The 22071-nt window shown below is 63.5% G+C and carries 18 protein-coding genes and 2 pseudogenes; 13 read left to right on the top strand and 7 right to left on the bottom strand.

Annotated features, from left to right (window positions below; translation table 11 throughout):
• Positions 1-120 (top strand): annotated as a pseudogene (locus Q0R27_RS08880) (IS630 family transposase); the annotation flags it as partial.
• Positions 121-180: 60 nt separating this feature from the next.
• On the top strand, positions 181-1149 hold the full coding sequence (locus Q0R27_RS08875) for a toll/interleukin-1 receptor domain-containing protein (protein ID WP_293943456.1): 969 nt from the start codon (positions 181-183) through the stop codon (positions 1147-1149).
• A 10-nt stretch (positions 1150-1159) separates the two neighbouring features.
• On the opposite strand, the gene Q0R27_RS08870 is transcribed toward Q0R27_RS08875, so the two are convergent.
• Together Q0R27_RS08870 and Q0R27_RS08865 are read right to left on the bottom strand one after the other, a co-directional pair.
• Complete coding sequence (locus Q0R27_RS08870) at positions 1160-2581, bottom strand: DEAD/DEAH box helicase (RefSeq protein ID WP_293943454.1); 1422 nt, start codon at positions 2579-2581, stop codon at positions 1160-1162.
• A 109-nt stretch (positions 2582-2690) separates the two neighbouring features.
• Positions 2691-3113, bottom strand: coding sequence for a hypothetical protein (locus tag Q0R27_RS08865; RefSeq protein ID WP_293943452.1), 423 nt, complete (start codon positions 3111-3113; stop codon positions 2691-2693).
• 141 nt (positions 3114-3254) lie between these two features.
• On the opposite strand from Q0R27_RS08865, the gene Q0R27_RS08860 reads away from it, so the two are divergent.
• The 11 genes and pseudogenes from Q0R27_RS08860 to Q0R27_RS08810 all read left to right on the top strand — a co-directional run.
• Positions 3255-4445 (top strand): aromatic amino acid transaminase, encoded by a 1191-nt coding sequence (locus Q0R27_RS08860; protein WP_293943450.1) that lies wholly within the window; start codon positions 3255-3257, stop codon positions 4443-4445.
• A gap of 130 nt (positions 4446-4575) precedes the next feature.
• A complete protein-coding gene (locus tag Q0R27_RS08855) occupies positions 4576-5616 on the top strand; it encodes a substrate-binding domain-containing protein (protein ID WP_293943449.1) in 1041 nt (346 codons plus the stop codon).
• 80 nt (positions 5617-5696) lie between these two features.
• Entirely contained in the window at positions 5697-7277 is a 1581-nt protein-coding gene (locus Q0R27_RS08850; RefSeq protein ID WP_293943448.1) for a porin, read from the top strand.
• Between the two features lie 189 nt (positions 7278-7466).
• Positions 7467-8507, top strand: coding sequence for a substrate-binding domain-containing protein (locus Q0R27_RS08845; protein WP_293943447.1), 1041 nt, complete (start codon positions 7467-7469; stop codon positions 8505-8507).
• 24 nt (positions 8508-8531) lie between these two features.
• Positions 8532-9923 (top strand): phosphate ABC transporter permease subunit PstC, encoded by a 1392-nt coding sequence (pstC, locus tag Q0R27_RS08840; protein WP_293943445.1) that lies wholly within the window; start codon positions 8532-8534, stop codon positions 9921-9923.
• 67 nt (positions 9924-9990) lie between these two features.
• Positions 9991-11205, top strand: coding sequence for a phosphate ABC transporter permease PstA (gene pstA, locus Q0R27_RS08835; protein ID WP_293943460.1), 1215 nt, complete (start codon positions 9991-9993; stop codon positions 11203-11205).
• A 229-nt stretch (positions 11206-11434) separates the two neighbouring features.
• Positions 11435-12181 (top strand): phosphate ABC transporter ATP-binding protein PstB, encoded by a 747-nt coding sequence (gene pstB / locus Q0R27_RS08830; protein WP_293943458.1) that lies wholly within the window; start codon positions 11435-11437, stop codon positions 12179-12181.
• A gap of 14 nt (positions 12182-12195) precedes the next feature.
• Positions 12196-12891, top strand: coding sequence for a phosphate signaling complex protein PhoU (phoU, locus tag Q0R27_RS08825; protein ID WP_293943443.1), 696 nt, complete (start codon positions 12196-12198; stop codon positions 12889-12891).
• 1 nt (position 12892) lies between these two features.
• Positions 12893-13597 carry a phosphate regulon transcriptional regulator PhoB gene (phoB, locus tag Q0R27_RS08820; RefSeq protein ID WP_293943441.1) on the top strand — a complete coding sequence of 235 codons (705 nt, stop codon included), beginning with the start codon at positions 12893-12895 and terminating at the stop codon, positions 13595-13597.
• Positions 13598-13959: 362 nt separating this feature from the next.
• On the top strand, positions 13960-15105 hold the full coding sequence (locus Q0R27_RS08815) for a M42 family metallopeptidase (RefSeq protein WP_293943439.1): 1146 nt from the start codon (positions 13960-13962) through the stop codon (positions 15103-15105).
• 273 nt (positions 15106-15378) lie between these two features.
• Positions 15379-15633 (top strand): annotated as a pseudogene (locus Q0R27_RS08810) (hypothetical protein); the annotation flags it as partial.
• Here Q0R27_RS08810 and Q0R27_RS08805 read toward each other — a convergent pair.
• The 5 genes from Q0R27_RS08805 to Q0R27_RS08785 form a co-directional block, all read right to left on the bottom strand.
• Positions 15540-16556: a DUF2891 domain-containing protein gene (locus Q0R27_RS08805; RefSeq protein WP_293943437.1), complete on the bottom strand. Its 1017-nt coding sequence runs from the start codon at positions 16554-16556 to the stop codon at positions 15540-15542. The pseudogene Q0R27_RS08810 and the gene Q0R27_RS08805 sit on opposite strands and share 94 nt — an antisense overlap.
• The gene (locus Q0R27_RS08800; RefSeq protein ID WP_293943435.1) at positions 16553-17506 is read right to left on the bottom strand and encodes a DUF979 domain-containing protein; all 954 of its coding nucleotides are present in this window, start codon (positions 17504-17506) and stop codon (positions 16553-16555) included. The genes Q0R27_RS08805 and Q0R27_RS08800 overlap by 4 nt, the downstream gene beginning before the upstream one ends.
• Positions 17503-18174 carry a DUF969 domain-containing protein gene (locus tag Q0R27_RS08795; RefSeq protein ID WP_293943433.1) on the bottom strand — a complete coding sequence of 224 codons (672 nt, stop codon included), beginning with the start codon at positions 18172-18174 and terminating at the stop codon, positions 17503-17505. Before Q0R27_RS08795 ends, Q0R27_RS08800 begins: the two co-directional genes overlap by 4 nt.
• Entirely contained in the window at positions 18171-21656 is a 3486-nt protein-coding gene (locus Q0R27_RS08790; RefSeq protein ID WP_293943432.1) for a hydantoinase B/oxoprolinase family protein, read from the bottom strand. The genes Q0R27_RS08795 and Q0R27_RS08790 overlap by 4 nt, the downstream gene beginning before the upstream one ends.
• A gap of 223 nt (positions 21657-21879) precedes the next feature.
• Positions 21880-22071, bottom strand: a 192-nt coding sequence (locus Q0R27_RS08785) for a hypothetical protein (protein WP_293943430.1), incomplete at its 5' end; no start/stop codon positions are given.

Below are 22071 nucleotides of genomic sequence, written 5' to 3'. Positions count from 1 at the left end.
CGCGTCTTCAAATCCTACGACGATATCCTTGATCACTGCTGCTTCGCCTGGAACCGTCTCACCGACCAACCGTGGCGCATCATGTCCCTCGGGCTGCGAACTTGGGCGCATCGGTTCTAATCAGAGAGTCTTGGTATTAGTTCGCGATCCTGATCTTAATTTACGACTCTTCGAGGGCGCATGACCGACAATCCTAAAGTGTTCATCTCTTATTCTTGGGATAGCGAAAACCACAAAAAGTGGGTGCGAGAGTTAGCCGAACGGCTCGTATCAAATGGCGTCGTAGTTCATCTCGATCAATGGAATGTTGTTCCGGGCGACAGCTTAACTGCCTTCATGGAGGAGCAAGTTTCACAATGCGATTTTATCCTCGTCATTTGCACGCCAAATTACGCTACGAAGTCGGTGAAGCGGACGGGAGGGGTCGGTTACGAGCAACAAATAATATCCGGACAAATCGCGGCTGGTGTTGAGCGGCGTAAGTTTATTCCGATAGTTCGTGAAGGGGACTTCAGTGCTAGCGAACGCTCCGCGATACCTCCGCACTTCCTTGGTATCTACGCCATTGATATGCGATCAGAAAGCGCCATGGATGATCAAATCGAAGGGCTATTGCGGGCCATTTACAAGGTGCCCGCGATCACCGCTCCCCCGCTAGGGTCAAAGCCAACTTTTGCACTTTCCAGTAGTGCCTCCACCCGGCCGACGCGGGCTGCTCGGTTAGCTGCAATAGAATTCGACGGTTACCACCTACTTAGTGGTGTCGTGATGAACGAACAGTACCCAGACACCTTCTCGATTCCACCTGCGGAAGCTCGCTCTGCTGTGATCCCATCCGACTTCGTGAAGCTCGCCTTCGAAGTTGCTGTGGACGATCCTAGATCCGATGTGGGTGTGGAGGTTATTGGCGAGCGAATGTGGGTCCGTGTGGAGGGCTCGTACGGTCCGTATATCTGGGGAAACTTGTTCAACATGCCGTCATTCGGGGGCGAAGAAATTGACTTAACTCACGGCTCTGAAGTTGTTTTCTTGCCGGAACATATCATCGACATCGTTGACGCCGAAAGTCAGAAGAAAGACGAAGCCGCTTATCTGGCGATGGTCGAAGAAAAGAAGAAAAAGAAACCGACTTCGAAGAAGAGAAAATAGGCAGCGTCTATCAGCTCGCCCCAAACGACAGGAAGCTCGGCATGGGGCCGTTCCACTCAGGCACCGCGTCCGCCACTAGCTTCGGCTCGCTGACCGGTTCTTCCTCGCGCTCGTGCCTGGATTCCTGGGGGCGGGGTTCTTCGCGGCGCGGTTCCTGGCGGGGCGCGCGGTCGCGGCGCGGTTGTTCGGCGCGGGGGGCTGCGGCCTTGGGGGCTGGGGCGGCTTTGGGAGCAGCCTTGACGCGCGGGGCGCGTTCGCGCTGTTCGCGGGGGGCTTCTTCGCTCGCCGGGGCAGCAGGAGCCGCGCCTTCGCTCGTTCCGTCGCCCGAGAAGCGCGCGATTTTGGTGCCGGTGAGCTTCTCGATCGCGGCGATCGAGTCGCTGTCCTCGCTCGTGCCGATCGAGATGGCGATGCCCTTCAGCCCGGCGCGGCCGGTGCGGCCGATGCGGTGGATATAATCGTCGGGCTGCCACGGCACGTCGAAGTTGACGACGTGGCTGACGCCCTTGACGTCGAGCCCGCGCGCCGCGACGTCGGACGCCACCAGCACGCTGATCTCGTCCTTTTTGAAGCGGTCGAACTCGGCGATGCGCTCGGCCTGTTCCATGTCGCCGTGGATCTGGCCGACCGCGAAGCCCGATTTCTTGAGGCTCGTCGCCAGGTCGCGGACGGTGGTCTTGCGGTTGGCGAAGATGATCGCGTTCTTGAATTCCGCGGAGCGCAGGATGTGGCGCAGCACGTCGCGCTTCTTGTCCGCGCGGGTGATGATCAGCCGCTGCTCGATGTTGATGTTGGCGGTCGCCGGACGCGACACTTCGACGGTCTTGGGATCGGACAGGAACTTGTCGGCCAGCTTCTTGATCGGCGGCGGCATGGTCGCCGAGAACAGCAAGGTCTGGCGCACCTTGGGCAGCCGCGAGCAGATTTCCTCGATGTCGGGAATGAACCCCATGTCGAGCATCCGGTCGGCCTCGTCGATCACGAGCAGGTTGCAGCCGGTCAGCAATATCTTGCCGCGGCCGTAGAGGTCCATCAGCCGGCCCGGGGTCGCGATCAGCACGTCGACGCCCTTTTCGAGCGCCTTGACCTGGTCGCCCATCTGCACGCCGCCGATCAGCAGCGCCATCGAGAGCTTGTGATACTTGCCGTATTTCTCGAAATTCTCGGCGACCTGCGCGGCGAGTTCGCGCGTCGGCTCGAGGATCAGCGAGCGCGGCATCCGCGCGCGGCTGCGACCCTCGCCCAAAATGTCGATCATCGGCAGCACGAACGCCGCGGTCTTGCCGGTGCCGGTCTGGGCGATGCCGATGATGTCCTTGCCCATCAGGACCGGCGGGATCGTCCCCTTCTGGATCGGAGTCGGCGTGTCATAGCCGGCTTCGGCGACGGCGCGCAGCAAGGGGTCGGAAAGGCCGAGATCGGCAAAGGGCATGAAGTATCCGGTCAGGAAGGGAGTCGCGGCAGTGCAGCAACGAAGCCGGTGCTAGGCATGAAAATACGCAAAATGTCAAGAAAGGCGCCGCCCGCCGTTGAGTCCCGCCCTAGTGTTTGAGGCTTGGCGTGAGACTGCGGAATTTCTCGATGCGGCAGCTGGCACCCATCCGCGAGCGGATTTCGTCGCGCCGGACGCATAGCCGATCGTCCTTGGGCTGGACGTAGAAACCGTCGTAAAAGTCGAGCGCGGTGCAGTCGTCGTCTACCATTGCCCGCACCCGCTGGCGGTCGCGCAGGACGAAATCGACGCTATCCTGGCCCGACAGCATGGCGCCGGCGATGTCGGCGGCGGCGAGACATTTGGGGCCCTTGCCTTCGGTCCACTCGATCAGCGGCGCCGGTGAATGCGGCCGCACCGGGATGCGCCAGATGGTGGTCTGCTCGACGGTAATTCTCGTGACGCTGCGCTGCTCGGCCCCGGACAAGCCGAGCAGCATCGGGAGCGCAGCAAAAAAATGCAGCAGGTTCAATGGCTCGGCTCGATCATGTTGGCCCCAAGTGGCAGTCGCGGATTGAACCTTGGCTGAACTCCTGCGGCGCGCAAGGCTTGAGCGAAGCGGATAAGAGCCGGGTTTTTGCGAAGCCGATCGTTTCGGGCTAGACGCGCCGTCATGCTCGACACCATCGCCCCCTCGCTGTCCCGCCTGCCGCCCGTGCAGAGCGACTCGCTGCTCGCCCTGATTGCGCTGTGCAATGCCGATCCGCGGCCCGAGAAGATCGACGTCGGGGTCGGCGTCTATCGCGACGGGGCGGGCGGCACGCCGATCCCGCGCTCGGTCAAGGCCGCCGAACAGAAATTATGGGCGGCGCAGGTCACCAAATCCTACCTTGGCGGGCGCGGCGACATTCGCTTTGCCCAAGCGCTGCGCCCGTTCGTGCTCGGCCGCCATGCCGGTGACGATCGCATCGACCAGGTCCAGACCCCGGGCGGCTGCGGCGCGCTGCGGCTCGGCTTCCAGCTCATCAAGCTTGCCAACCCCGATGCCCGCGTGATGCTCGGCATCCCGACCTGGCCGAACCATCCGCCGATGGCGCAAGGCGTCGGGCTCGAGCTGTCGAACTATCCTTATTATGATCGCGACAGCACCCGCATCCGCTTCGACGAGATGATCGCGGCGCTCGAGGCGGGGCGGCCGGGCGATGTCGCGTTGCTCCACGGCTGCTGCCACAACCCGACCGGCGCCGACCTTGACGCCGCGCAATGGGCCGAGGTCACCCGCGTCGTCGTGTCGCGCGGGCTGATGCCGTTCGTCGACCTCGCCTACCAGGGGCTGGCGAAGGGACTCGAGGAAGACGCCGCCGGGCTCCACGGGCTGCTCGACGCGTGCGACGAAGTGATCGTGGCGCAAAGCTGCGACAAGAATTTCGGGGTTTATCGCGACCGCGTCGGGGCGCTGTTCGTCAAGACGGGCGGCAGGGACTCGACCGCGACGGCGATGGCGCATGTCCTGCAGATGGCGCGTGAGATGTGGTCGATGCCGCCCGATCATGGCGGGGCGGTGGTGCGGACCGTGCTCGACGACGCCGAACTCGCCGCCGACTGGCATGTCGAGCTCGGCGAAATGCGCGGCCGGATCAACATGGTTCGCGCAAAGATCGCCGCCGCCGACCCGCGCCTGGCTTACATCGGCGGGCAATATGGCATGTTCTCGATGCTGCCGCTGACCTTGCCGCAGGTCATCGCCCTGCGCGAGCGCCACGCGATCTACATGGCCGACAGCGGACGGTTCAACGTGGTCGGGATGGCCGACGAAGCGCTCGACCGGTTCATCGCCGCGGTGGTCGAGGCGCTCGACGCGTAACTGTGGTCATTGTGCAACTGCGAATGCAATCGAATCGTTGTAATAATCTTGTAATCTAGCAGTCACGATCCAGTCTCCCAACAGCATTAGGCAGACCTGACCACGCGCACAGTGCGCTCAGGGGGCTGCCATGACCAAGATTATAATGACACTTGCCGCGACTGCGGCGGTGGCGATTTCCATTCCTACGATCGCCGAAGCCCGCACCCAGATGCGCGCCGTCGGTTCGTCGACCGTCTATCCCTTCGCAAAGATCGTTTCCGAGCGGATCGGCCGGGCGAACGCCAAGCTGGGCACTCCAATCATCGAATCGACTGGCACTGGCGCCGGCATGAAGTTGTTTTGTGGCGGCGTCGGCGAGCGCTTCCCCGACGTCGAGAATGCCTCGCGCCGGATGAAGGCGTCCGAAGCCAAGCTGTGCGTGTCGAACGGCGTCGCCCAGGTCACCGAAATCCAGATCGGGCTCGACGGCGTGACCTTCGCCACCGCCAATGGCACCCCGCTATCGAACGTCAGCCAGCGCGACATCTACCTTGCGATCGCCAAGACCCCGTTCGGGCGGCCCAACACCGCGAAGACGTGGCGCGACGTCAACTCGAAGCTGCCGGCGCTGCCGATCCGCGTCTATGGTCCGCCGACGACCTCGGGCACCCGCGACGCGATGGGCGAGCTGATCATGACCCCGCCGTGCGAAGCCAACCCGTCGATGGCCGCGATGAAGAAGGCCGACGAGCCCCGCTTCAAGGCGATCTGCACCGGCGTCCGCAGCGACGGCGCCTACATCGAGGCGGGCGAGAACGACAACCTCATCGTCCAGAAGCTCGAGGCGAACCCCGGCACTATCGGCGTGTTCGGCTTCTCCTACCTCGAAGAGAATGCCACCCGTCTCAAGGGCCTGTCGATCAATGGCGTTGCGCCGACGTACCAGTCGATCTCGAGCTTCCAGTATCCGGGTGCGCGCCCGCTCTACATCTACCTCAAGAACGCGCATGTGAACGCCATTCCGGCGATGCGCGCCTATGCGGCTGAGTTCACCAAGGAAAGCGCGTTCGGCCCGAACGGATATCTTCGTTCGACCGCCGGGATGATCGCTGCGCCAAACAACGTCCGCGCGCGCAGCCAGAATGCGGCGCGTACGCTCGCGCCGCTCGACTTCAAATCGCTCAAGTAACTCGACGAATAGGAAGGGGCGCGCCGCAACGGCGCGTCCCGGGCCTCCCACGAGGAGGCGGGACAAGGGGAATATTCGACATGAATCGTACCACCATCATTCGCGCCCTGCTCGCAGGCAGCGCCTTCGCTTTCAGCACCGCCGCGTTCGCGCAGGCGCCCGTCACCACCGATCAGCCGGTCGCGACCCAGGACGCGATGCCTGACGCCGCCGCCGACGCCGCGATCGCCGCGGCTGGCTCGGTTGACGACGCCCAGGCCAAGATCGAACTCCTGCAGGCGCAGGTCGACGCCCTCCAAAGCGCGCTCGAGAACGTCAAGTCGGCGATGGTCAAGACGACCCCGTCGTGGAAGGGCGCGCCGCTGTTCGAGGACAAGGATGCCGGCTGGAGCTTCAAGCCGCGGGGCCGGATCCAGTATGACGTCGGCTTTACCAGCAATCCGGGTGGCCTCATCCCCACGCGCAACCTGGGCTTCAACACCCGCGCCCGCCGCATTCGGCTTGGTGCCGAAGGAACGATCCCCGGCGGCTTCGGCTACAAGTTCGAAATGGACTATGCGAACTCCGTGGTCGGCTTTGGCGACGCGATCATTACCTACGCCCCCGTCGGCAAGCCGTTCAGCGTGACGATCGGCAACCACGAGACCTTCGACGGGCTCGAGCAGATCACCAGCTCGCGCTTCATCAGTTTCCTCGAGCGCGCGCAGATGAACGATGCCTTCAACAACACGCGCCGCCTCGGCATTTCGGCCGGCTACGTCAACAAGCCGGGCACGTTCCGCCTTAACGCCGGCCTGTTCGCCGCGCACACGATCGATGCCGGGTTCGACAACGACGGCTATATCGCCGCCGGTCGTGCCACCTTCTCGCCAATCGTGGGTGGCAACCAGTTGCACTTTGGCGCCAACGTCCAGTATCGCAAATTCCAGTCGAACAATGGCGCGACCGCGTCGAACTCGATCAACGCTCCGTCGACCAACCAGATTGCCCGCTACCGCGCGCGTCCCTTCGCCCAGACGACCGATTTCCGATTCGTCGATACCGGCAACTTCGCGGCCAAGAGCGACATGATCTACGGCGGCGAATTCGCTGGCGTGTTCAGTTCACTTCACGTCGCGGCAGAAGCGCAATATACGAAGGTCAATGCTTACACTCGGGGCGATCGCCTCCCCGCGGGTCTTTCCCAGTTCGCGACGCCGACCTTCCTCGTGGCCTCGGGCGATCCGAGCTTTTTCAGTGCCTACGGCGAAGTCGGTTATTTCCTGACTGGCGAGAAACGTGGCTACAAGAACGGCCAGTGGGATCGCACGAAAGTGCTCAAGCCGCTGAGCAAGGGCGGATCGGGCGCGCTGCAGATCAATGCGCGCTACGATTATCTCGATCTGGACAGCAACAAGCTCAAGCAGGGCTTCACCAATAACTTCGTCACCGGGGTCTCGACCGCATCGAACAGCCTGACCCGCGGTGGCAAGCAGACCGGTTATCTCGCCAGCCTGATCTGGATTCCGGAGGATTATTTCCGCGTCCTGGTGAACTATGCGCATGCCGAGATCGAAGGCGGACCCCAGGCGGCGGTTGTGAAGCCCACCTCCACCGAACCCCTCGACAAGCGCAAATATGGCATCGACACAGTCGCCGCGCGCGTCCAGGTCGACTTCTAATATTGCATAACGGCGCTGCGCCGGGGGCTCCCTGGCGCAGCGCCAAATTTTACCGACCGGTCAGTGTCGTCTTACGATTGTCTTACGGTGCGGTTACAGGCTAGCGCTCTGCGGGGTAACAACGGGGAGAGTGGGCCGCCTCGGCCTGCTCGGGGAACATCTTTTCCATGCCGTCCAAAGGATAAGACCATGTCCAAACTCCCCCTCATCTTTCCCGCCATCCTGCTCCTCACCGCGTGCGGCGGCGGCAGCTCGGGCGGCGGCGGCGGGTCGACCGGCCAGATCAAGGTCGTCGGCAGTTCGACCGTCTACCCGTTCACGACCGCGGTCGCCGAAGCCTTCCAGCGCGACAATCCCGGCACAACCGTGATCGTCGAATCGACCGGCACCGGCGCGGGCATGAAGCTGTTCTGCGCGGGCATCGGCGGCGACACGCCCGACGTTGCGAACGCGTCTCGCCAGATCAAGAAAAGCGAATATGACACGTGCGTCAAGAACGGTGCCAAGTCGATCATCGAGGTGCCGATCGGCATCGACGGCCTGACCTTCATCGAGGACAAGGGCGCAACGCCGCTCAACCTGACCGTCAAGGACATTTACGGCGCGCTGGCCGCCAATCCCTATGGCAAGCCGAACACCGCCAAGACGTGGCACGACGTCAACCCGGCGCTGCCCGAACGCAAGATTCGCGTAATGGGCCCGCCGCCGACCAGCGGCACCCGCGACAGCCTCGCCGACCTCATCCTCGCCAAGGGCTGCGAGACCGACCCGGCGATGAAGGCGCTCAAGGCCAGCGACGAGAAGAGGCAGAAGGACATCTGCACCAAGGTCCGCGAGGACGGCGTCTATATCGAGGCGGGCGAGAATGATAACCTCCTCGTCCAGAAGGTGTCGGTCGACAAGGACACGATCGGCGTGCTCGGCTTCTCCTACCTCGACGAAAATGCCGACAAGGTGAAGGCCGTCAGCCTCGCCGGGGTGGCGCCGACCGAGGAGACGATCTCGAACCTCACCTATCCGGGTTCGCGCAAGCTGTATATTTACATCAAGGGCGAGCATCTGGCGGTGAAGCCGAAGCTCAAGGGGTTCGTCGCGGCTTATTCGAAGCTGTGGGGTAAGGGCGGCCAGCTCGAGAAGCGCGGGCTGGTGCCGTTCGGCGGCGCCGACGCGAGCAGCGCAGTCGCTCAGGCGACCGCGCTGACTCCGCTCGACGGTTCGACCCTCAAGTAGGATGAAGGCGGCGAGCATCACCTCATGACCCTGGGCGTTGCCCTCCTCGCGGTGCTGCTCGTCGCCGCCGTCGCCAGCGCAATCGCGTATCGTCGCGCGTCGGCACTGCGCGTCGCGCGGGCCAAGGGCGCGCGGCTCAACAGCCTGCCGATCTACCATGCGATGTTCGCGTTCCTGTGGGCGGCGTTGCCGGCGATGATCGTTCTGGCCGCCTGGTCGCCCGTCCAGTCGCGCCTGGTCGACCAGGCAGTGCTCGCCTCGCCCGAAGGCCGTGCGCTGCCTGACAGTGACATCCAGCGCGAAAGCATCCTTGGCGAGGCACAGGACATTGCGAGAGGCAAGATCGAGGCCGGGTTCAATCCTGAATCGACCGCGCTTGCACCGCGGTATCATGAGGCGAACGGGAAATACGCCGCAATCGGCGGAGCGTTCGCGCTGCTTGTTGCCCTTGCCGGGGCAGCCTTCGCGGTCACCCGGGTCAAATTCGAATTCCGTGCCCGGTCCGGGGTCGAGCGATGGGTCATGCTGTTGCTGATGGCGGCTTCGACCGTCGCCATCCTGACCACGCTCGGGATTGTCCTGTCGCTATTGTTCGAGAGCCTGCGCTTCTTCGGGATGGTCAGCCCGACCGAATTCCTGTTCGGGACGAGCTGGTCGCCGCAAATGGCGCTGCGCCCCGACCAAGCCGGATCGTCGGGCGAATTCGGCTCGGTCCCGTTGTTCTGGGGGACCGCGTTCATCGGCGCGATCATCGCCATGATCGTCGCGATCCCGCTTGGCCTGATGAGCGCTATCTACCTCACCCAATATGCCGCGCCCCGGGTCCGCGCCTGGCTCAAACCGATCCTCGAGATCCTCGCCGGCGTGCCGACCGTGGTCTATGGCTATTTCGCTGCGCTGACGGTCGCCCCGATCGTGCGCGATTTCGGGCTGTCGATCGGGGTTACCTCGGCCTCGTCGGAAAGCGCATTGGCCGCCGGGCTGGTGATGGGCATCATGATCATCCCGTTCGTCTCGTCGATGGCCGACGACAGCATCGCCGCGGTGCCGCAGGCGATGCGCGACGGCAGCCTGGCGGTCGGCGCGACCAAGTCCGAGACGATCAAGCGGGTCGTCCTTCCCGCCGCGCTGCCCGGCGTGGTCGGCGGTGTCCTCCTGGCAGTCAGTCGCGCGATCGGCGAGACGATGATCGTCGTCATGGCCGCCGGCCTCAGCGCCAACATGACCGCCAACCCGTTCGCCGCGGTGACCACGGTGACGGTGCAGATCGTGCAATTGCTCACCGGCGACCAGGAGTTCGACAGCGCCAAGACGCTCGCCGCGTTCGCGCTCGGGCTGCTGCTGTTCGTCATCACGCTGATCCTCAACCTCATCGCGCTGACCGTCGTGCGGCGCTATCGTGAAGCTTATGAGTAGCGTGCCCCTCGACCCCGCCGCCAACAATGCGGCGAACAGCGGGCAGTCGCGCTGGTCCGACGGCGCGATGCAGCGCCGCGTCGCCAGGCGCTACGCGTCGGAGCGCCGCTTCCGCGCGCTCGGCTTCATCGCTGTCGCCATGTCGGTCTCGTTCCTTGCCTTCCTGCTGTTCACCATGGCGGCGAAGGGGATCGGCGGGTTCAGCCACACCGAGGCCAGGCTGCAACTCGATCTGCCCAGGTCCGACGTGATCCTCGACCCCGCCGCGCTCAAGGGCCCCGATGCCGAGCAGGCTGTCGCGCAGGCCGACCTGGACGCCGCGATCAGCCAGGCCGCGCTCAACACCTATGGCCCCGACGCGGGCGAGATGTTCGGCGAAAGCGGCTCCCGCGCGCTCGGCCGGATGCTGATCAAAGACCCGTCGCTGCTCAGCCGTTCCGCGACGATCTGGCTGCCGGTGTCGGGCAAGGTCGATGTCGCGGCCAAGGGCGACGGGGGCGACGAAGCCGAAAAGCTGGTCGCCATGGCCAACGCCAGGGATGCGCTTCGCCGGACCTTCAACTTCGACTTCCTGACGTCGTCGGACGGCACCGATCCGTCGACGGTCGGCATCTGGGGGGCGCTCAAGGGCAGCTTCCTGACCATCATCGTGACGATGGGGCTCGCCTTCCCGATCGGCGTGCTGTCGGCGCTTTACCTCGAGGAGTTCGCGGCCCGGAACCGCTGGACCGACCTCATCGAAGTGTCGATCAACAATCTCGCCGCGGTGCCGTCGATCATCTTCGGGCTGCTCGGGCTCGCGGTGTTCCTCAACACGATGAACCTGCCGCGCTCGGCCTCGCTGGTCGGCGGGCTGACGCTCGCGTTGATGACGATGCCGGTGATCGTCATCGCCGGGCGCAACGCGATCCAGTCGGTCCCACCGTCGATCCGTGACGCCGCGCTGGGCGTCGGCGCGTCGAAGATGCAGGTCGTGTTCCACCACGTCCTGCCGCTCGCGCTGCCCGGCATCCTGACCGGCGCGATCATCGGCATGGCGCGCGCGCTGGGCGAAACCGCGCCGCTGCTGATGATCGGCATGCGCGCGTTCATCGCCTCGCCGCCGGGCGGGATCACCGATCCGGCGACGGTGCTGCCGGTGCAGATCTTTCTGTGGTCGGACGAGGTCGATCGCTCGTTCGTCGAGAAGACCAGCGCCGCGATCATCGTCCTGCTCGTCTTCATGCTCGTCATGAACGGGCTCGCCATTTATCTCCGCAACCGCTTCGAGCGACGCTGGTAGAACCATGATGAAACAACAGACCCCGATCTCCGCCACCAGCCCGGTGCCGATCACCTCGACCGCGATCGCCGCCGAGGCCGCCGCCGACCAGCGCTCGGTGATGGGCGGCGACGAGTCGGCCGAGCCAACCGGCGAAGTCGAAGTCCGGCCCCCGGCGTCGCCGTCCGCGCCGGTCATCAAGGTCGCGGTCGACACCGGACTCGAGCCCGTCACCGGCAAGATACCCAAGATGCAGGCGCATGACGTTCGCGTCTTCTATGGCGACAAGGAAGCGCTGAAGGGCGTCTCGATCGACATCCACGAGGATCGCGTCACCGCGTTCATCGGCCCGTCGGGCTGCGGCAAGTCGACCTTGCTGCGCTGCCTCAACCGGATGAACGACACCATCCCGACGGCCAGGGTAACCGGCAAGATCAGCCTCGACGGCGAGGACATCAACGGCGCGGCGATGGACGTCGTCCAGCTCCGCGCCCGGGTCGGCATGGTGTTCCAGAAGCCCAATCCCTTCCCCAAGTCGATCTACGAGAATGTCGCCTACGGCCCGCGCATCCACGGCCTCGCCAGCGGCAAGTCCGAGCTCGACGCGATGGTCGAAAAGAGCCTGCGCCGCGCCGGGCTGTGGGACGAGGTCAAGGATCGCCTGCAGGAAAGCGGCACCGCGCTGTCGGGCGGCCAGCAGCAGCGGTTGTGCATTGCCCGCGCCATTGCGGTCGATCCCGAAGTGATCCTGATGGACGAGCCGTGCTCGGCACTGGACCCGATCGCAACTGCCAAGATCGAAGAACTGATCCACGAATTGCGCGGCCGCTATGCGATCGCGATCGTCACCCACAACATGCAGCAGGCGGCGCGCGTGTCGCAGCGCACGGCGTTCTTCCACCTCGGCGAGATGGTCGAATACGGCAAGACCAAGGACCTCTTCACCAACCCGCGCGAGACTCGCACCCAAGATTATATCACCGGCCGCTACGGCTGAGTCGGAGGAAAGACATGCCCAACACCGCCGGACATACGCTCAAGGCCTTCGACGAGGATCTCGATCGCCTGCGCGCACTCATTTCGCAGATGGGCGGGCTCGCCGAGCATGCCATTCGCGAATCGATGCGCTGTCTTGTCCAGCGTGACCTCGAGGGCGCACTGCGCATTGTCGAGAATGACAAGAAGCTAGACGCGCTCGAGGTTGAGACCGAACGCCGTGCAATCCAGATCCTCGCGCTTCGCGCGCCGATGGCCGGCGACCTGCGCGATGTCGTCGCGGCGTTGAAGATTTCGAGCGTCGTCGAACGGATCGGCGACTATGCCAAGAACATCGCCAAGCGCGTTCCGCTACTCGAGAATTCGGGCGCGGTCGAAACCTTGTCGCTGCTGCCGGAGATGGCGCGGATCGCGACCGAAATGGTCCACGACGTGCTGACCGCGTTTGTCGAGCGTGATGCCGATGCGGCGGTGCGGGTGTGCGAGCGCGATCACGCGGTCGACGATTTCTACAATTCCATCTTTCGCACGCTGCTGACGTTCATGATGGAAAATCCGCACAACATCTCGCAGTCGGCGCACCTGTTGTTTGTCGCCAAGAATATCGAGCGCGTCGGCGATCATGCCACCAACATCGCGGAGATGGTCTATTATGCCGCAACCGGCCAGCACCTGGCAGAGCGCACCCGTGGCGGAAGCGTCACGGACTAGCATGCGCACCGGGATCAAGCGGCTCCTCCTCGTCGAGGACGACCGCGCCATCGCCGACCTGGTGAAGTTCCACTTCACCCGCGCCGGCTACACAGTCACCTCGACCCCCAGCGGCGAGGAGGCGCTGATCCTGGTCGACGAGATCCGCCCCGACCTGATCGTGCTCGACTGGATGATCGAGGGGATCAGCGGAATCGAGCTGTGCCGCCGCCTGCGCCGCAAGCCCGCCACCGCCAACCTGCCGATCATCATGCTGACCGCGCGCGGCGAGGAGGACGACCGCCTGCGCGGGCTTGAGACCGGCGCCGACGATTATGTCACCAAGCCGTTCAGCCCGAAGGAGCTGGTGGTCCGCGCCGGCGCGGTGCTGCGCCGCGTGCGCCCGGCGCTGGCCGCCGAAATGCTCGATTATGCCGGGCTTGAAATGGACCTCGCCGCGCACCGCGTGCGCCGTGACGGCCAGTCGATCAGCCTCGGCCCGACAGAATATCGCCTGCTACGCCATTTCCTCGAAAACCCCGGACGGGTCTTCTCGCGCCAGCAGCTACTTGAAACGGTCTGGCCGCATAGCGAGGATATCGAGCTGCGCACGGTCGACGTGCACATCCGCCGGCTGCGGATGGCGCTCGGCGAGCACGGTGGGGCCGACCTCGTCCGTACCGTTCGCAGCGCGGGCTACTCGCTCGACTCAGAGGCGGTGGTTTAGCAGGGCAACGAAGGCCACCGCCGCCGGCGCGAACCTTGTGATCAAACGGGTCGGGCCTGGTGGAGGCGGATGGCGAGCGCTACCGATCGGCCGATCGTGGAAGCAAAGGACGGGTTTTCGACGAGTTCGTGGCGGTGACTGGATTTTACCGCAAGCATGCGATGCGCCTGCTGCGGAAGCAACGATCGATTTGCCAGAAACAGGTGACAGCCCGGGCAGCAACAGCGTAGGTTCGTCCATGGCGGGTGTGACTTTGCTGAAATGGCGTTGGTCGGATTAAACAACCAAATTATACATAAAATCAAATAGTTAAGCTGCATCCGTCACGATGGGCTGAATATTACGGGATAGGAGGGTTCTTCGTGAGGATTTCGATTGGATTTCTGCTGGCAGTCGGTTTGAGCGCATCGGCGGTCTCGCAGCCGACGGGTGATCGGACTCTAGGGCTACTGAAGGAGCTTGCTAACGCACCCGGACCCTCAGGTTTCGAGGAGGACGTCCGGCGAATCGTTGTCCGAGAGGTGAGGCCATTCGCCGATAAAGTCAGCTATGATGGGCTAGGCTCAGTTATTGCTCAGCAGGGAACGTCAGGCCCGAAGATCATGCTAGACGCCCACATGGACGAACTTGGTGGGGTGGTTCGCCGGGTAACTGAAAATGGCTTCCTCTCGATGCAAATGCTCGGGGGATGGCTCGATCAGGCGCTCCCCGATCAGCGATGGATCATCATCGGACGCAATGGGCCGGTGACCGCCGTGACCGGTATCCGGGACATCCACGTCGTGCCTCCAGACGAGCGAACGAAAGTCTTTCCACGGGACAGCCTCTATCTTGATGTAGGAGCTCGAACTCAGGCAGAAGTTACCGCCCTGGGGATTGAGCCCGGCGACCCCGTCGTTCCCGACGCGCCGTTCGCCGTTTTGGCGGGCGGCTCGCGTTATTTGGGCAAGGCTTGGGATGACCGCGTCGGGATCGCCGTGATCATCGAAGCGATGAGGCGCTTGCGGGCCCAAGGTCATCCCAACCAGCTCTTTGTCGCTGCAACAGTGCAAGAGGAAGTGGGGCTACGGGGTGCTCGCACCGCTGCTGACTTGATCAAGCCCGACATCGGAATCGCGATCGAGGGAGGTATCACTGGCGACAGTCCCGGGCGCAATCCGGAAGAGACACAAGCGGTGCTTGGGAAAGGACCAGGCATCTTCCTCTATGATAGTTCCGCGATCCCGAACGTGAAGATGGTACGGTTTGTGACGGATACGGCGAAGGCGATCGGAGTACCTCTCCAGCGAGATCTTGTGCAGGGTTATGGAGATGACTCGGCAGCTATCCAGGCTACTTCGGGAGGTGTCCCAACAGTCAACTTGGTGGTCCCCGCACGCTACACACACGCCCACAACGGCATCATTGACCGAAGCGACTTCGATCAGACTGTTGACCTAGTTGTGGCACTCATCCGGCGCCTCGACGCTAGCGAAGTCGCCCGCTTGCGCGACTTCAGTCCTGGATGAGATCGCACCCTGGCTAGAACAATGCAGGACGTTTGGAGTTTGGACGATGGCGACCAGGCACGTGGCTTGGTCGTCGTCAGATCATTCAGGACTGTGGTTCGGCGTTGAAACGGGAACCTGCCAGGGCCCCTCTTACTGAATTGATTTCTCTTTCTAAATCAGTCCAGAGGTGGGGTCCCGATCGGCGCCGATGGGGACCCCGGCATGGTGCCAGTTTCCGTCGCTAATTCAGGGTCGTAGACATGAATCGACGGGGGTCCCGCGTCAACGCCGATCCACAGCCTTTACAAGGCCGAAGTCATCCATCGTCGTGGGCCGTGGCGGTCGTTCGAGGCCGTCGAATATGCGACGCTCGAATGGGTGGACTGCTTCAACAATCGACGGCTTCTGGAACCTATCGGCAATATCCCGCCAGCCGAAGCCGACGAACGATATTACGCCACGCTCGACGAAGCGCGCATGGCGTCGACCGGGGCGTGGCAAAACGCCAGGAGTGCGAAGGTCGCCAGCCAATGTTCGCCCATATAATCGCCGGCGACATGCGGTAGTGCGGCATCGAGATGGCGCAATGCGCTGGCTTCCAGCGCAGCGACGCGCGGCGAGGAGGCGATGGCTGCGGCGAGCGCGCGCATGCACCAGCTGCGGCTGAGGTTGAGTCCGTCAAGATGGGCTATTTTCCCGTCGCTGCGATCCGATACCTCGGCCGGCTCGAACCGGGCCATGGCTGAGGCCGGAAGAAATGCATCGAACCAGACGGCGAACGGCGCTGGGTCCATCACCCGGCTCATTAGCAGCGCCGCGGTCAGCGCCGGCGAGAGAAATTCGTCACCGCCCGGTTCCCAGCCGCGATAGTCACGCTCGTCGCCGAAGGTTCGTCTTGCCCAGTGATCAATCGCAAGCGTCAACGCCGGGTCGCGTTCGACCGACCACTCTCGGGCCAGCACCAGCGAAAACGAGGTATTGAAGTGCGTGCCGACCGTAATGGGATAGGTGAGCTTTGGTAGGTAGGCCTTGAAACGGTCGGCAAATAAATTCGCTAGAGGTTCGAGGATATCAGCCCAATCGCGATCATCATGGCGGCCTGCTTCATGGTGAAGGGAAAGCAGCCAAGCCCAGCCATACGGCCGCTCGAATCCCCCTGACATCGGCCGGTGGAGATAGGCTTGCTCAACCGCCACATTGGCCACCGTCAGACGCTGGTCGGCAAGCGCTGTAATCTCGGCCGCCAGGCCGATGCCGGGAAACATCCTTCGCAGCGTCAACAATGTCCACCAGCCGTGGACGCAGCTGTGCCAGTCGAAGCTGCCGAAGAAGATCGGGTGAAGGTCGCGCGGCGTCCGCGCATCGCTGTCCGCCGCAAGGACATGGTCGAGCTTGTGCGGATATTCGCGCCCAATATGGCTGAGCGCGATCCGCGCAAACTGCTCCGCTATGGCAGAGTCGAGTCTCATCGGAATGCCGCCAGCCAGATGACCAGGACATTGAAGGCCAAAAGGGGAAGTGCGGTGGCGACCTGTGCCTTCACTACGGCATATTGGTCCTTGAGTTCGAGCAAAGCCGCCGGGACCAGGTTGAAGTTGGCGGCCATGGGGGTCATGAGCGTGCCGCAGAATCCGGCCAACATCCCGACCGCGCCGATCACCGCCGGGTTGCCATGATCATGCTGGATCAGCACGGGCACGCCAATCGCCGCGGCCATGATCGGGAAGGCAGCAAAGGCGTTGCCCATGATCATCGTGAACAGCGCCATGCCGACAGCGAAGACGGTCACCGCGATGAGCAGATTATTGTCGGGGATGATCGATCCAGCGAACCGCCCAATGATATCGCCAACGCCCGCCGCGGCGAACAGGACGCCGAGCGCGGCCAGCAACTGCGGCAGAACCGCCGCCCAGCCGATGGCATCGATCAGCCGTCGTCCCTCGTTCAGCGGTGCAAGCGCGGGTGGCCGAAGCCAGGCAAAAATAACGATGAGGGCGAGAAGCACGCCGAGTGCAAGGAACACATACGTTTCGCGCTTGGGCTCGATCCAGCCGCCCTGTCCAAGCGGCGTATAGTTGTAGGCCAGTGTGCCAATGAGCGCAGTCAGCGGGATGATCAGCGCCGGAAGGAACAGCCGATTGCCGTGGCGAAGGGAAATATTCTCACGCTGCTGATCGGAAGTCGTCGCAGGTTGGCTCCGGCCGATCAAGTTGAACCCGCCGAGCCCTGCCAAGCCAAGAACGAGCACGCCGTTGGCAATGTCCCCGATCCGGTCGCCGGCCAGCAGGCTGAGCGCCATCAGGCCCCAGAATGCGGCATTACCCAGTCGCTTCGGGTTCGAGCGATCGCTCAACCCAAGGATCGCGAACGCAGCGAACATGGCGCCAGCAAGGGTGTAGATCCAGGCGAGCGTGATCACCGCGCCGTCCGCCTTAGTCGGGCACTGAACAGCCTGAGCCTGGCAGCGTGAATCAGGAATGCCGCGATTGCGGTCGGAATGGCCCAGACCGCTAGCTGGAACGGCGTCAGGTCAAAGCCGTAAGTCTTGAGAGTCTGCTGGATCAAGACGATCGAGCCGATTGCGATGAAGATATCCTCGCCAAAAAACAGGCCTACATTATCAGTCGCCGCCGCCATGGCCTTGACCGCATCCGCCTGCTCGCCAGTCAACGTGCCGAGTTCGCGCTCGGCGGCAGCAAGCGCCATTGGCGCGACCAGCGGCCGGACGGTCTGGGCATGACCGGCGGTCGAGTGAAGGCCGACCGCCGAAATCACCTGGCGATAAGCAAGGTAGGCGGTGAGCAGCCGCGACAACGTCGCTCCCCTTAGCGACCTGACCAGGCTTGCCGCACGCTGCTGGAGGCCGAAGCGCTCGAGGCTTCCGATGACCGGCAGGACAATCCACACGATAGCAATGATGCGATTATCGTTGAAGGCCTTGCCGAACGTCGCAATGACTTTAACCGGTTCCATTCCCGCCATGAGGCCGGTGATCAGCGCGGAACCAGTAACGACCAGCATCGGATTCATTCGTAACGCGAAGCCTGCGACAACCAGGAGGATGCCGACCAGCGGCCAATAGTTCATTGATCTTCCTTCCCAAATCCGCCGCCGCCCGGAGTTTCGATGACGAAGCGGTCGCCAGCTTTCATCTTGACCGCAGCGCAGGCGGGCAGATTCTCGATGGCACCGTCGCGTCGAATAACCCGGTTGACGCCAGGCAGCGCAGGAGAGCCCCCGCAAATTCCGTTGGGCGGAACCGCACGGCGGTTGGCAAGGATGTTGGCCTGCATGGGTGCCAGAAATACAAGCTCGCGGATCACGCCGTTGCCGCCGCTATGCCTTCCTGCGCCGCCCGATCCACGCCGGATGGCGAATTGTTCGATCCGTACTGGAAAGCGAGACTCGAGAATCTCCGGGTCCGTCAGGCGGCTGTTGGTCATGTGAGTCTGCACTGCGTCGGTCCCGTCATGGTCGGGACCGGCGCCCGAGCCGCCGCAGATTGTCTCGTAATATTGGCGGCCGGCATCGCCGAAGGTGAAGTTGTTCATCGTTCCCTGACTAGGCGCAAGCTTGCCGGTGGCCGCGAACAGCGCGTCGGTGACGACCTGACTGGTCTCGACATTTCCAGCGACCACCGCCGCGGGCCGTTGGGGACAAAGCATCGATCCGTCCGGAACGATAAGCGTAATCGGATTGAGGCAACCATCGTTCATCGGGATCGCATCATCGACCAAGGTCCGAACGACGTACAGCGCGGCGGCGCGGGTGATGGAATAAGGCGCGTTGAAATTGTCGGTCAGCTGAGCGCTGGTCCCGCTAAAGTCGAAGGTCGCGCCGCGCATCGCGCGATCGATCCGGATGGCGACGCGAACGACTGCCCCATTGTCCATCGTGCAGGCAAACTCGCCGTCGTCGAGCCGGTCGATGAGCCGTCGAACCGATTCCTCGGCGTTGGCGATGCAGTGCGCCATGTAGGCATCGACGACCGAACCGCCTTCTTCGCGCGCCACCTCGACGAGACGTTCGACGCCGCGGGTGCAGGCCGCGAGCTGCGCCTTGAGATCGGCAATGTTGCGATTGATGTCACGTGCGGGGTGCGGTCCGCGCGCGAACAGTGCGCGGGTCTCTGCCTCGCGGAAGCGACCCTGATCGACCAGTAACTCATTGTCGATGAGAACACCTTCGTCTGCGATCGTCCGGCTGTCGGGCGGCATCGATCCCGGCGCGATCCCACCTACGTCAGCATGATGCCCGCGTGCGGCAACGAAGGCATCGGGATCCTTGCCCGCTCCGTAGAAGACCGGCACGATGACCGTGATGTCAGGCAAATGGGTGCCGCCGCGGTAGGGGTCGTTTAGGAGGTAAGCATCGCCCAGGAGAATGCCCCGTCCGTCGCGGGCGTCGCCGCGCGCGGTGATGATGGTGCGGATGCTCTCGCCCATCGACCCGAGGTGGACCGGGATGTGCGGAGCGTTGGCGATAAGCGCGCCCGTACGGTCGAACAGGGCGCAGGAGAAATCGAGCCGCTCCTTGATATTGACCGAGCTCGCCGTCGCCTGGAGCGCGACGCCCATATCCTCGGCAATCGCCATGAAGAGATTATTGAAGATCTCAAGCCTCACTGGATCGGCGTTGGTTCCCGCCGCGCGTTGACGCCTGAGGGGCGTTGAGCGAGTCAGGATCAGAGTGCCGTCGCCTTGCTTCGCGCCGCTCCAGCCTTCGTCGATGACTGTCGTGGAGCCGGTTTCGTGAGCCAGTGCCGGACCGGTCAGCAGCTGTTCGCAGATAATATTTTCGATATTCAACAATGGGAGATTGGTACGGCCGATCGCTTCGACGACGAGGGCTTCTACCACCACCTCCGCCGTCTCGTCGGCGTACCCGAAGCGTTGGCGATGAAGCCGATGGAAGTCGGCGTTCATCGCCGCGCGATCGTCGAGGTCGAGCTCGATCGAACTGTCGCTGCTGGCAAGCCTCAAGCGTGTGCGGCGCGCGACCTCGATCCGATCGGCCGTAATACCCTGCGCCGCAACCTCGGCGCGCACCGCGTCGACCAGCGGGCCGAACGCCTCTTCGAAGGGGTCGGCCAGCGGCTTCAGCCAGCTGGTTTCGCGGATCGCCTTCACATCGGCGAGGCCGATGCCGTAGGCCGAAAGCAGGCCGGCAAGGGGGTGGACGAGGATCCGCTCCATGCCCAGTGCGTCGGCCACCGAGCAGGCAAGTTGGCCACCAGCGCCGCCAAAGCAGACCAGCGTGTAGCGTGTGACATCGTGGCCCCGGGCAATTGAAATCCGACGGATCGCGGCCGCCATATTGTCGACCGCGATGGCCAGGAATCCGCGCGCGATCTCGTCGATGGACATTGGTCGGGGGAGCTCTTTAGCGACTTCGGCGAGTCGAGCGCGGGCCGCCTCGACATCCAGTGGCTGGTCACCGGCCGGGCCGAAGACTGATGGGAAATGAGCCGGGTCGATGCGTTCGGTCACCAAGTTGCAGTCGGTGACGGTCAGGGGTCCGCCATTGCGATAGCAGGCCGGCCCCGGCCATGCGCCCGCCGATTCCGGTCCGACCCGAAAGCGCATGCCGTCAAACCGGCAGATCGATCCGCCCCCGGCGGCGACGGTATGGACCTGCATCATCGGCGCGCGGATCGAGACACCTGCGACCAGGCTTTCCTCGGCCAGCTCCAGGCGGCCCGCATAATGCGACACGTCGGTCGAGGTTCCACCCATGTCGAAGCCGATCAGCTGGTCCTCGCCATGCGCCACTCCGGCCGCGACCATTCCGACCACGCCACCCGCCGGACCTGACAGGATCGCATCTTTCCCGCGAAATGCGCGCGCATGGGTCAATCCGCCGTTGGACTGCATGAAGCTGAGCTCGCAGTCGGCGCCAAGACCGTCGGCGATGCGGTCAACATAGCGGCGCAGGATCGGCGAGAGGTAGGCGTCGACAACAGTCGTACCGGCGCGGGGCACGAACCTGATCAGCGGGGCGACCTCGTGGCTGGCCGAAACCTGCCCAAAGCCGGCTTGGCGCGCGAGGGCGATCAGTCGGCGCTCATGCGCCGGGTAGGCCCATCCGTGCATCAGCGCGATAGCAATGGAGTCGAAACCGTCGGCGCGAAGCGTGGCCAGCAGGGTTGCTGCGGCCGTTTCATCCAGCGCGCGAAAGAGTGTTCCGTCGGCACCAACCCGCTCGTCAATTTCGACCGCGCGGTCGTACAGCATCGTCGGCAGAACAATATGGCGCGCAAAAATATCGGGCCGCGCCTGGTTGCCGATCCGAAGCGCATCGGCGAAGCCACGCGTGGTCAGCAGGACGGTCCGTACGCCCTTGCGTTCGAGCAGCGCGTTGGTTGCAACCGTGGTGCCCATTCGCACCTCGCGGATGGTGCCGCCCTCGGAAGCGATGATCCGGCGGATTCCCTCGAGCGCCGCATCGTCATAGTGGCCGGGATTGACCGACAGCAGCTTGGCTACGCGTTGCCGTTGGTCAGAGCTGTAGGCAACAATATCCGTAAAGGTGCCACCGCGATCGATGGCGAAGGACCAAGTTAGGCTCACTACCGGGTTCAAGCAGAGTGTCCGCGTGCGCTCAAGGCGCAAATCACCACGCCAAACTTCATGAAGGAGGCACTGAAGCGGTTCGAGTGTGGATCGGCGTTGAAACGGGAACCTGCCAGGGCCCCGCTTACTGAATTGATTTTTCTTTATAATCCGGCCCAGGGGTGGGGTCCCGATCGGCGCCGCTGGGGACCCCGGCATGGCGCCAGTTTTCGTCGCTAATTCATGGTCGTAGACCTGAATCGACAGGGTCCCGCGTCAACGCCGATCCACATGATGCCTGATAATAGACGTCGCCGTGCACTAGCACCGACAGGCTGTCGGCCACGGGCAGCTTCACGTCGGCGAACCCCGATGCGCTGTATTTCGGTGTGTCGGGCACCTGATTGAACAGTTGCGGAATACCGGCGACCGC

The organism is Sphingomonas sp. (genome assembly GCF_025362505.1).
GTDB lineage: Bacteria > Pseudomonadota > Alphaproteobacteria > Sphingomonadales > Sphingomonadaceae > Sphingomicrobium.
This window is presented reverse-complemented; position numbering and strand designations above follow the sequence as displayed.